Annotated in this window: 12 protein-coding genes and 1 other annotated feature; all 12 genes read right to left on the bottom strand. The window is 48.7% G+C overall.

All coding sequences use genetic code 11. The features are described from left to right. Positions 1-11: 11 nt before the first annotated feature. Positions 12-950 carry a helix-turn-helix domain-containing protein gene (locus FAY32_RS10020; protein WP_143463301.1) on the bottom strand — a complete coding sequence of 313 codons (939 nt, stop codon included), beginning with the start codon at positions 948-950 and terminating at the stop codon, positions 12-14. Positions 951-1,066: 116 nt separating this feature from the next. After that, positions 1,067-2,353 (bottom strand): EF-P 5-aminopentanol modification-associated protein YfmH, encoded by a 1,287-nt coding sequence (yfmH, locus tag FAY32_RS10025; protein WP_191988180.1) that lies wholly within the window; start codon positions 2,351-2,353, stop codon positions 1,067-1,069. Next, a complete protein-coding gene (gene yfmF, locus FAY32_RS10030) occupies positions 2,346-3,626 on the bottom strand; it encodes an EF-P 5-aminopentanol modification-associated protein YfmF (protein WP_143463303.1) in 1,281 nt (426 codons plus the stop codon). Before yfmF ends, yfmH begins: the two co-directional genes overlap by 8 nt. A gap of 362 nt (positions 3,627-3,988) precedes the next feature. Next, positions 3,989-4,837 carry an amino acid ABC transporter substrate-binding protein gene (locus FAY32_RS10035; protein WP_143463304.1) on the bottom strand — a complete coding sequence of 283 codons (849 nt, stop codon included), beginning with the start codon at positions 4,835-4,837 and terminating at the stop codon, positions 3,989-3,991. A 12-nt stretch (positions 4,838-4,849) separates the two neighbouring features. Further along, positions 4,850-5,485, bottom strand: coding sequence for an amino acid ABC transporter ATP-binding protein (locus tag FAY32_RS10040; protein ID WP_143463305.1), 636 nt, complete (start codon positions 5,483-5,485; stop codon positions 4,850-4,852). An 18-nt stretch (positions 5,486-5,503) separates the two neighbouring features. After that, positions 5,504-6,145, bottom strand: a complete 642-nt coding sequence (locus FAY32_RS10045; RefSeq protein ID WP_143463306.1) for an amino acid ABC transporter permease — start codon at positions 6,143-6,145, stop codon at positions 5,504-5,506. Between the two features lie 211 nt (positions 6,146-6,356). Continuing rightward, positions 6,357-6,584: a binding site (T-box leader), on the bottom strand. A 265-nt stretch (positions 6,585-6,849) separates the two neighbouring features. Further along, positions 6,850-7,656, bottom strand: coding sequence for a septum site-determining protein MinD (gene minD, locus FAY32_RS10050; RefSeq protein ID WP_143463307.1), 807 nt, complete (start codon positions 7,654-7,656; stop codon positions 6,850-6,852). Between the two features lie 2 nt (positions 7,657-7,658). Continuing rightward, positions 7,659-8,327 (bottom strand): septum site-determining protein MinC, encoded by a 669-nt coding sequence (locus tag FAY32_RS10055; protein WP_143463308.1) that lies wholly within the window; start codon positions 8,325-8,327, stop codon positions 7,659-7,661. A gap of 18 nt (positions 8,328-8,345) precedes the next feature. Then, on the bottom strand, positions 8,346-8,879 hold the full coding sequence (gene mreD, locus FAY32_RS10060; protein ID WP_143463309.1) for a rod shape-determining protein MreD: 534 nt from the start codon (positions 8,877-8,879) through the stop codon (positions 8,346-8,348). Positions 8,880-8,891: 12 nt separating this feature from the next. After that, positions 8,892-9,743, bottom strand: a complete 852-nt coding sequence (gene mreC / locus FAY32_RS10065; RefSeq protein WP_143463310.1) for a rod shape-determining protein MreC — start codon at positions 9,741-9,743, stop codon at positions 8,892-8,894. Positions 9,744-9,832: 89 nt separating this feature from the next. Further along, a complete protein-coding gene (locus tag FAY32_RS10070) occupies positions 9,833-10,837 on the bottom strand; it encodes a rod shape-determining protein (RefSeq protein WP_048732126.1) in 1,005 nt (334 codons plus the stop codon). Between the two features lie 151 nt (positions 10,838-10,988). Beyond that, complete coding sequence (locus tag FAY32_RS10075) at positions 10,989-11,654, bottom strand: JAB domain-containing protein (protein ID WP_143463311.1); 666 nt, start codon at positions 11,652-11,654, stop codon at positions 10,989-10,991. Positions 11,655-11,662: the final 8 nt, after the last annotated feature.

An 11,662-nucleotide genomic window follows, 5' to 3' on the forward strand; every position in this document is an offset into this window, starting at 1 on the left:
CCGCTCTTTGACTATTTGAATTCCAAAGTAACGCTTTGTACTTGAGATGTGGTGGTACTAGTACTGCTAGAAGTCGTAGTGGTCGTGTCACTCGCACTAGAACTAGAAGCACTGCTCGTCGCCGTCGTTGACGTAAAGTCGAAGCTCTTGCCATCAACCTTTACCTTCGTTGCCGGTGCGTTCCCAAACTTAAAGGTCACACTCGTTGCAGAGCTTGGTAATGTCAACGCATGCGTGGTCGAGCTAGACAAGGTTCCTTGCCAGACCGTCGCACCATTGGCCGTTACGGAAAGCCAAGCACTACCAGTTGCCGATAAACTGATCTTCGGCTTGGAAGTTGCATTCTTCATTTCCCAAGTTGAGCCAGATGTCGTTGCACTCAATTGCTTGAAGCTAGCTGTCTTCTTCGATGAAGACTTCTTAGAAGAAGACTTCTTACTAGAGCTACTAGACTTCACGCTACTACTGCTACTGCCAGATACACTTACAGAACTGCTATCCACGTTGTTCTTAGTTGAAGAACCGCCATTACGAGAAGCAGCGACCCAGATCCCAATCAACACGACCAAAACGACGACGACAATGCCGACGATTGGAATCATCCGCCGTAACTTCACGTAACGTTCGTCAACTTGTCGTTGTTGTGACCGCGTCTCAGGATTATTTTCATTGACTTTATCCACGTACTCTTGTGTTTGTGTGCTTGGCAAAGCACTGTCAAATTGCTTCAACAGTTCTGCGCCATCCAAGTCAACCATGTCCGCATATTGTTTGATAAAGGCCCGGACATAAAAATCGCCAGGAAGTTCATCAAAGTTTTGGTCTTCGATTGCAATGAGATAGCGTTTCTGAATCTTCGTTGCCTGTTGGAGATCGTCTAGGGTAAAGCCCTTGGCAATCCGCGCATCCTTTAGCGTCTTTCCCAATGTAATTTTACTGTTATCACTCATGATTAAATTCTCCACCTGTTCAAAATTTCTCTATCATGCAAAGTATAGCATAGGCGCCGTCGCATTTTTAGCAACTGCTCCCAGATTTCAGGATTTAACGGTTTCTTAACCTCCACTTAGGGCAAAATCGTGTAGGTCGTACGCTGACTGTTGGTTAAGAAAGTTTGGGTAACATCTTTAAGGTCGGTAAACTGCATCCCCTCAAGTGTTGCCAACTCGTCAAAAATCGTGGCTCCCGCAAATAGCGGCCCATCGTACTGATTGGCGATTGCTTCAACCGAGTTGATGGCCCCAATTATCCGACCAATAGCTTCGCGCTTGACCAACTCGAATTGACTCTCAGCCGCCTTTAATTGTGCTGGCGCATCGTCCAGAATTGCCGTTAACTCACTAATAAAGGTCTCTGGGTCGTCCGTATCACCCGCGAGTTGGGCAAACTGAGCGCCTCGTTGTACCTGAAAATCGTAGCCGAAGCTATCATCGATCACATTGGCGTCGTACAGTCGCAAATAATTGTCACTGGTATCGTTAAATAACAAGTCAAATAATAATGACAATGCCACGCTATAAGCTAATCCCGCCCGACCACGTGGCACTTGATTGAAGCCACGAATGCCAATGCTGACCTTAGGCCGGGTGACGGATAAGTGGCGCGTCACCGCAGGAACGATGTCTGCCGGTGTCGCCTGCGGACTCGGAATTCGTTTGATCGGTTCAGCGGGGCCAAAGTCTTTGCTATCCTGATTGGCCGTCACCCAATCCAACGTCTCTTCTGGATCAAGTTGACCCACGACCACTAAGCTCATGTTGCTGGGCTGGTAGAACGTGTTGTACGCCGCGTAAAGATCATCGGCTGTAATCTTATCGATGGTGTCCACGGTCCCCGCAATATCAATGTGCAAGGGTTCTTTAGGATACAACTGCCCAATCATCCCAAAGTAACTTTGCCAGCCGGGATCATCGTCATACATCTGAATTTCCTGACCGATAATCCCCTTTTCCTTGTTCACCGTTGCCGCCGTAAAGTAAGGCTGCTGCACAAAGTCTAAGAGAATATCCAGGTTTTCCTTTAAGTGACTGGTCGTTGAGAATAAGTAACTCGTCTGGGTAAAACTAGTAAACGCATTGGCACTAGCACCATACTGACCAAACAAGTCAAAGGCGTCGTGATCCTTCTTCTCAAATAACTTATGCTCCAAAAAGTGAGCAATTCCATCTGGAAAGCGGATAGGTTCCGTCTGACCACGGGGAACGAATTCATTATCGGTTGACCCATAGTCGGTCGTCATAATCGCAAATGTTTTATGAAAACCAGCCTTAGGCATTAAAATGACCTTTAGTCCATTAGTCAGCGTGGTTTGGTAAATCGTCTCGCCCAACCGGTCATACACTTGTTTATTCAGCATGCTGGGCACCTCCATGTAAGCAGTAGGTCGCCTGTAGCGTCACTTTTTGCGCTACGCGTTGCACGTCAGCAACCGTAACAGCTGCCAGGCTTTCCTGCCATTCTTTTAAGGGTTCATTCAAGTGGGTTAATTGTGAATTTAAGAGTCCCGTCAACCGCCGCTGTGGGCTATCTAACCCAGCTAACCGGGCATTCAACAATCCTGCCTTAACTTCCGCCAAGAGTTCAGCGCTTAGTTCGCCGCGTTGTAAGGCCCGCAGTTGATCACCAATGATGGCCACGACGCGGTCCTGATTTTCGGCTTGAATTCCGGCCTGAACGGACAAAGTCCCAGTGAATGGACTGTAACCGCTACTAGCATAATAAGCCAGACTCGCCTTTTCCCGGACATTCGTAAAGAGTAAGGACAGTGGTGACCCGCCAAAAGCCGCATTAAAGACCACGGCAGGCAAAAAGTCTGCGTCATCCCGGTAAACGGGCAGTTGATAGCCTAAGTTAAGCTTAGCCTGCACAACGGGCGCCAAATCGTCTCCCTGTTGGACGTGGTCGCGCTTCTCCCACCGGTAGTATAACGATGGGTCCGCTACCGTCCGCTCGGCCAATGGCCAGTCAGCCAGTGCCGTCTGCACGCGTTCCGGTGTGACGTCACCAATAACGGCAACGTGGACCGCATCATTAGCCAGCATATCGTGGTACGTCTGTAAAACCGCCGTAGCTGACAACTCACCTAGCGTCGTAATATCTCCTAACGCACTCATTGCTTGGGCCGGTTGGCCGGTGAATAGCAGTTCCTGTAAGCGCCGGTTAGCGAGGTATTGTTTATCATCATCCAATGATTTAATCGCCGTCAATAAATTCTGTCGTTGCTGCGTAAACGTTGCCGGATCAAAGTTACCTTGTGGGAGCAAGGGATCGAATAAGACTGCCCGCAAGAGCGCCATCCCCTGTTCAAACAACGGTGTTTTATCCATAAATTGGTCCAAATACTGTTCATCAACCACGGAGACCGTCAAGCGAATGACATGCTTAGTCCCTAATTTAATGACACTAATGCCAAAACTAGCCCCGTAGAGCCGCGACAATTGTCGTGCCAATGCCGTCTGGGTGGGATAAGCCGCCGTACTGGTCTCTAAAACCTGTGCCAGCAGTGCTCGCGCCGTAATCGCTGTTGCTTGCAGAGGCGCTACAAAGTCCACCTTGATACCAATAGTCTTGAATTGTTTAGTGGGTAACAAGTCTAACGTTACCCCGTCTCGAATGCGAAAATGCACGCGCTATTGCCTCCTTCAGCAAAAACCTAATCGGTGTTTAATTCTAAGGGAACCACGGCCTAAATACAAGCGGCGACCACTAAAAAAACACGGTTAGACTGGTCACAATGTCGCGGTTTGACGGTAATTATCGCTAGTCGCTTAGAATTTATTGACGGTGATCATCGTGATCGAAATTGCCGCTTACCAACTCTGATTCTACTGAGCCAGTATGGTTAGGTCCGTTGCCAATCCTAAATTTTGCCCTTGATCAGTTGGTATATTTAAGTGATAACGCTCATGCTTAGTCGTGTTAAACAGAAAACTACCCTTACACCGCCGAACTTTTTCGAGAGTGTGAGGGTAGCTCGTGCTGCCAATATTTACTTAGAATCTAGTAGCGGCGTATCCACATTCTTACCGAACCATTTCTCATTGATCTTTTCTAGCGTGCCATTCTCGGCTAACCGCTTGAGACCAGCATTGATTTTCCGGCGCATCGTGACATCACCCTTTCGAAGACCCACGGCAAACTTTTCCTTAGGGAAATTGCCAACCGTAACGCGGTAATCTTCCGGATGCGCCTGATGTTTGACATAATAGTTGGCGTAGGTGCTGTCAATCAGTAATCCCTTGATTCGCCCGACGTTGAGGTCGATAAAGGCGTTCGTGAAGGAATCGTACGTGATGGCCTCGTGATTCTTGATGTGGTCTTTCAACAGCTTCGGGTAAGCATCGATATCCTGGGCACCAGATGAGCCAGTTTGCGCACCCAACACCTTCCCCTGCATGTCTGCAAACGACTTAATCTTGTTCTTCTTCAACGTGACCAGGACCTGGTCATTGTTGAGGTAGGTGTCCGAAAATGCCACCTGTTTGGCCCGTTGTGGCGTAATCGAGAACCCATTCCAAATGAGGTCGATCGTGCCATTGTGAAGTTCCGTCACGTTCAACGACCAATCGATCGTTTGAAAGTCGACCTTGATACCGTAGAGTTTAAACACGGCCCGGGCGAGGTCAATATCGTAGCCGACCAGTTTGCCACTCTTTTGCCGAAAGCCCATTGGCACAAAGCTATCATCCAGACCGACGACGACCTTCTTTTTCTTTTCGATCTGCGACCACTTGTCCGTCTTGTTAGCCCGCTGCGTGACGGTCGTACACCCCGCTAACACGCCACTGAGGCCAATCATCACGGCAATTAGTGTCCAAATACGTCCTAATTTTTTCATCCGTGTTGCCTCCTAGTCCTTGGGTTCAACCCGCATCATCTGATCGGCGATGGCTTCGGCAAAGGGAATATCATGCGTCACCACGATTTGTGTAATGCCTTCGTCACGGAGCTTCACAATAATCTGTTGAACTTCACGCCGCAAATCAGGATCGAGCGCAGACGTCGGTTCATCGTAGCACAATAACTTCGGGTGCATCGCCAATGCTCGGACAATGGCGACCCGTTGCTTTTGACCACCAGACAATTCGTACGGATAAAGGTCTGCCTTATCTCCTAAGTTCAATTGATCCAGCAACCGCTTGGCTTCCTTTTTCGCATCGCTAGTAGCTTGCTTCAACACCATGGTTGGCGCCAACGTCACATTTTGTAAGACCGTCAGATTGGGAAACAGTTGATAATCCTGGAAAACGACCCCAATAACGGAATCATTATCGCGATTAGTGGCGGGGTCAAATGTCTGACCGTCCAAAATAAATTCGCCACTGTCGACTTCCGCCAACCCACTGATACACCGTAGGAGCGTTGTTTTTCCCGCACCGGACGGCCCAACGATCGTCAGAATCTTGCCATCCTCTACGGTGAGATTGACATCGTCCAAGATGGTCTTGCCACCAAATTTTTTCGTAATTCCTTTAAGCTCTAACATATGTTGACCATCCTTTCTCTAACGCCAAGCGCTGTAGTGCTTCTCCAACCGGTGCAAGATCAACGTGCAGACGGCCGTTAACAGTAAATAAATAATCCCGACCAATAGCATTGGTGCAATCGTCACGTCACGGGCCATGGCGACGTTACCGGCCCGTAATAAGTCCCCTAAGCCGATAACATAAACCAACGAGGAATCTTTAACTAAGTTAATGACTTCATTTCCAATCGAAGGGAGTACGATTTTGACAACTTGTGGAATCACAATCTTCCGCAGTGTCTGCCACCGCGTTAACCGCAGAACCCGAGCACTCTCATACTGACCCACGGGGATGGCTTGCAACCCACCTCGGAAGATTTCAGCAAAGTAAGCCGTGTAGTTCAAAATGAAGGCAAACAAAGCGGCGTCGTAACGCTGGAAAACGATCCCGATGATTGGTAGACCATAAAAAACGAAAATTAATTGCAGTAACAGCGGTGTCCCCCGCATCAACCAGACGTAGATATCGATCAGCCACGTTAAGGGCTTAAACCTGGTCTTCATTCCCAAGCCAACCAAGATACCTAAAGGAACGGAGACGATGATGGTCCAAAAGAAAATGGATAACGTCATGCCAGTTCCGGAAATCAATGATGGTAAAATCTCGCTAAAATAATGCATAGTGCGCTTCCTCCTTTAACAACTCTAATCGACAGTCGTGATATCAGTTGACAACCAGACGACAAAAAACGCCCCCTGAGACTTTCATCTCAAGAGGGCGTATCAACGCGGTGCCACCTCATGTACTCGACGGGCTCACGCCACGCCGACTCAATGAGTTGCTTGCAACATGGCCCCACTAAATAAAAAAGTCCCCTTAGGCCCAAAAGCCTAAGAGGACGATCACATCGTGGTTCCACCTCTGATTCGTCGTTCTATCACTAAAACGACCTCAGTGAGTTGCAAGCAACTCCAGCGATAACGGGCTACCCCGGACCATCCTACTCACTTCAAATGGTCAACTCACAGATGTGGTTCGACTAACTAAGATCGCCCGTTTCCATCAGCGGGGCTTTCTGGTGATCCTTAGCTACTCTACTCTTCTGTTCAACGTCTTTTCTTTCATTGCCAATATACTACGATTAATTCTGACCAGCGTCAAGTCTTTATTTTAATTCCGGTGTTAAAAGTCGTCTTAGCTGGCGCTTCGTAAGCTGGCGCACAGCGCAGCCAAGTTAGACCAATTTACCGGCATGACTGCTTACCAATACTGGGCAAGTAGTTATTTCGGTTTCATCTTTCGATCTTTAAAATTACCAAAAAAAAGACCAGTAAACCGCGCCAAGCGCCATCTACCAGTCTCTACATTTTAACGTTTTATATCCTTAACCGCGGTGGAACCAGCCACTGACCTTGTGCCAGAAACCAGACTCCTCTTGTTCCTCAAGCTTCATCAGAGGAACCGTTTCGCCCTCTAGACGGCGCGCAACGTTCCGGTAGCCTTGTGAAGCCGGATTGTCAGTCTGCATAACAATGGGTTCACCCTTGTTGGACGTGGTAATTACCGCGTCGTCATCAAAGATGATGCCGAGCAGTTCGATGCCCAGATGATGGGTGATCTCATCGATATCCATCATGGACCCATCCTGCATCATGTTCCGGCGAATCCGGTTGATCAACAGGCGTGGCGCCTCAGTCAACGGATGTTGCTCCAACAATCCCACAACCCGGTCGGCATCCCGGACCGCTGAAATTTCTGGGGTGGTAACCACGATGGCGGCATCAGCACCCGCAACGGCGTTCATGAATCCCTGTTCAATTCCGGCCGGGCAATCGATCAGAACGTAGTCGTAATCCGGCTTTAGTTCATCCACGATTTCCTTGACCTGTTCAGGTTGGAGGGCCGTCTTATCGGTATTCTGTGCGGCTGGCAACAGGTAAAGCTTATCGTCAAAACGTTTGTCTTTGACCAGTGCCTGTGGCAACTTTGCCCGACCTTCGGCAACATCCACGATATCATAGATGATTCGATTATCGAGGCCCAATACCACATCCAGGTTCCGTAACCCAATATCGAGATCCATCAGACACACGCGCTTACCCATCAAGGCTAACGCCGTCCCAATGTTGGCACTCGTTGTGGTTTTACCCACACCACCTTTACCGGAGGTGATCACAATTGCTTTTCCCATTTCTAAATTCCTCCAATCTGGTTATACAACTTTGGATTGATCTTCTTTAATTGCTCAAGCTTACCGTACGACAAAACGTGCAGGTCGTTAACGTAAGCGATGGTTTGCCGCGAATCAGTCACTTGCGCTGGTTCAACGATGTCAAACTGTTCTGCAATGCGGACTTGTTGTGCCGTCTGAAGATTTCCCATAATCAGCTTGGATTCATCATCGGGATAGCCCGCTTGAAGAATTCCAGCAACGTTTCCCATGGAAAAGATGTTGCCACTTGTCCGGAGCTTACCACCTTCGTGAATCGTACCTAAGAACAAAACGTCCCCCTGCATGACCACTTCTTGACCGTTACGAATGACTTTGCTTAATAGGTGAACGTTCTCTCGTTCGCGAAGCTGAATCGCATCCGCCACCGTAATCACGTTCGCCGCAATCTTATGAATTTCAAATCGCGGATAACCCGCCACAAGTTGTTCAATTTTAGTTTTCTCATCGGCCGTCAAAATACGGTCCTCAGTCAAGACATCCAAAGAAACTTTGGTATCCATGACCTGTGGATCGACCTTGAGATTTTCTAGTAGTGCTTTTAAATCGACCAAGATTTGGTCCAAACTTGCCGACTGTTTGAGCACCAAATCATAGCCGTTTTGCGTTCCCCGTAATACGGCAGCTTGCATAGCGTTCGTTCCCTTCACCTATTTTAACCAATTATACACCCATCGAATGGGGAAATATAAAATTACAAACATTGCCAAGTTGAAGGCCAGTGTCGGCCCTAAAGTGTTCACTAAAAATGAGCTTCCAGACATCGTCGTCAAATGAATTGCCCGACTCGCCAGGTACCCCAACGCTTCCACAATGGTAATGTCGATGAAGTAAATCAACAGGCCACTCAAAAAATTAGGCCGAATGTACAGCACCAACCGCCGAGTCACGTAAATGACCACGGGGAAAACAAAGACGTATACCCCGAAGATGCCGGTATAGTACAAGTCAAATACTGCTCCCGCGATAGCTGCCCACACCGCTAACGGCATCGGGTACGCTTCACCTTGATCGGCCTCAAAGATGGCACCACAAACCAGCCATAACACGACCAGATGGCTGACCATTGCCGATGGGTAGCGGAACAACTGCACGCTAAAGCTCTGACTGATTGAACCATCTAACAGGAGCAGTAAGAATAAACCGATGGGAAAGCCGAAGCGTAACTTTGATAATCGATACACGACTTATCCCCCCTACTGTTTCGTAACGGCAACCGTCACAACATTTAGGCTGCTCAGATCCGTTGCAGGTGTGATGTAAAGTTTGGTTGCTAACCCATAATCAGAACCTGACGCCTTAGCGACCGTCCCAACATATAGCCCCTTAGGTGTGACACCACCGAGACCACTCGTGACGACTTTATCACCCTTACTGAGCTTTGCCTTAGTCGTGATGTTGTCCATCGTGACCTGACCAGTCGTTGACTTGTAGCCACTCAGAACACCATTGACCGTGGTACCGGATTTGGTGGTAATCTGAACAGCAAATCGATTGGCGGAATCGTTGTTATCCGTGATCAATTCAACTTTAGAGTTGGTCTTGTTCACTTCAGCGATTCGACCGATCAGACCGGAGCCCGACATCACTGGCATGTTCTTCTTCACACCAGCAGCAGCACCCTTGTTGATCACCACTTGGTTTTGCCAAGACGATGGCGTCCGCGTGATCACTGCGGCCGAAACAGCCGTATAATCCGTCAATGACGCGTTGAGCTTGAGTTCTTGTTTCAATTGTTTGTTTTCTTTGGCAAGGGTCTGGTCCCGCACCTTAGTCTGTGCCAGTTCGCTGACCTGTTGCTTAAGTTGTTGGTTTTCTTGATACGTATTCAACAACTCCGAAATGGAGCTAACTGAACCGCTCAGACCGTTAGCGGGAAACGCAACGACCCGGTCGACCAGCCCGACAATATCATTGCCAAATTGCTGAATCAGTGGTGGCGTTGACTTCTTATTACGAATAGTTACGGACACCGTCATCAAAGCAAAGCTAACAATCAAGCAGACAATGATAATGACTAGTCGCCGATTGAAAGAAAATTTCTGCATGTTTGACCTCCATCTTGTTCGGTACGTCATCTAAATCGATAAGCATACCGTCACAATAAAGAAGCGGGAAGCTGCCTTCCCGCTAGTCCCTATTTTTTCTTCATGACATCGATACTCTTTAAGGATTCACCAGTACCAGCTGCCACACAATCCAGCGGATCATTTGCAATGGAGACCGGAACCTTGGTTGCATCCGCAATCACTTCTGAGAAGTTTTTGAGTAATGCACCACCACCAGTTAACACGATGCCGTGATCAATCACGTCAGCGGCGATTTCTGGTGAGGTTTCTTCGAGTGTTTCTTTGATTGCCGTAATAACTGCCTGAACGGGTTCTTGGATGGCCTTCGCCACGTCGACCGCTGAGACTTCAATTGCTTTTGGCAAACCAGTAACTAAGTCGCGGCCCCGAATCGTGGCGCCTTCGATCTTAGCGGCATCTTCAACTGAAGCGGAACCAATGTCCATCTTCAGCTTTTCAGCCGTCCGTTCACCGATTAACAAATTAAAGTTTGAGCGGACGTACGTCGAAATGGCGTCATCCAACTTGTCGCCAGCCATTCGGATTGAACGACTAGAAACGATCCCACCTAAGGAAATCGTGGCAACGTCGGTCGTCCCACCACCAATGTCGACCACCATACTACCGGTTGGGTCCATAACGGGCAACCCGGCACCAATGGCCGCAGCAAATGGTTCTTCGATGACGTACGCATCACGAGCACCAGCAACACGGGTTGCGTCAATGACGGCCCGCTTTTCAACTTCCGTTACACCGCTTGGCACACAAACCATAACGTAAGGCTTACCGCCTGAACGACCAACCGTCTTGTCGATGAAGTACTTCATCATGGCAACCGTTGTATCGTAATCGGCGATAACCCCATCCTTCATGGGCCGAATGGCAACAATGCTTGCCGGAGTCCGGCCAATCATTGCTCGAGCGTCTTCACCAACGGACACAATTTCCCCAGACTTTGTGTTCTTGGCGACAACAGAAGGTTCGCGAAGAACGATTCCTTTACCGTCAACGTACACAATCGTATTGGCGGTACCTAAATCGATCCCAATATTTTTCGTTCCTAATCCGAACACTGTGTTTCATCCCTTCATTGTCAACAAAATATTAATATGCTTTGTCTTATTCATTGATAGACGTATTATAACATACCTATCTACGTGAGAACACGTCGTCAATGTCAAGAATACCGAACTTTTAACGAGAAAGAAATAGCAAAGCACGATTTTAATCAGTTTTTAAAGGTTCTGACTCATTTACCCCCTGAGTAACCGGTAACTGGCCGGTCTCGCGGAGACTAAAGTAGGTGGTTAGCCCAATGACAAAACCATCTAATAATGGAATTCCCATCAATTCCCCACAGTGGGCTAATCGCCGCATAAAGCGCAGGTCATTGGTCGACGGTTCCGCGACTCCACTGGGGTGGTTGTGGGCAATCACAATGGCCGCTCCTCCCGCCAGCACGGCGACGCGAAAGATCTCGCGGGGATGGACCGGACAACTATCTAATGTCCCCTGAAAAACAATCTGTCGGTCGATGATCTGATGCTTGGCATCAACCACCAACACCTCTAGTCGCTCCTGTGGCACGTAGCGCAAGTCATCCATCAAAAGCTGGCCGAGCTGGCTACTGGCCAGGATTTCTCCCAGAATCAGCCGCGGTGCCCGTTGCGCCCAACGACCTAGGTCGATAGCTGTCAGTAACGCCTGCCGCTTGCCATGACCCGCAACGTAGCGCTGCGTCTGTCGACGACTCGCGTAGCGGAGGTCAGCCACGCTATGAAAATACTGAAAGAAGCGGTCCGTCTCTTTGACGCTGGTCAACCCTAATTGCGCTAAGACTTGCCCGACCAACTGGCGTTCCGTCCGACTTGTTACCCTTACTCGTTGCATCAACTCAT

This window comes from Levilactobacillus enshiensis, assembly GCF_007115095.1.
GTDB lineage: Bacteria > Bacillota > Bacilli > Lactobacillales > Lactobacillaceae > Levilactobacillus > Levilactobacillus enshiensis.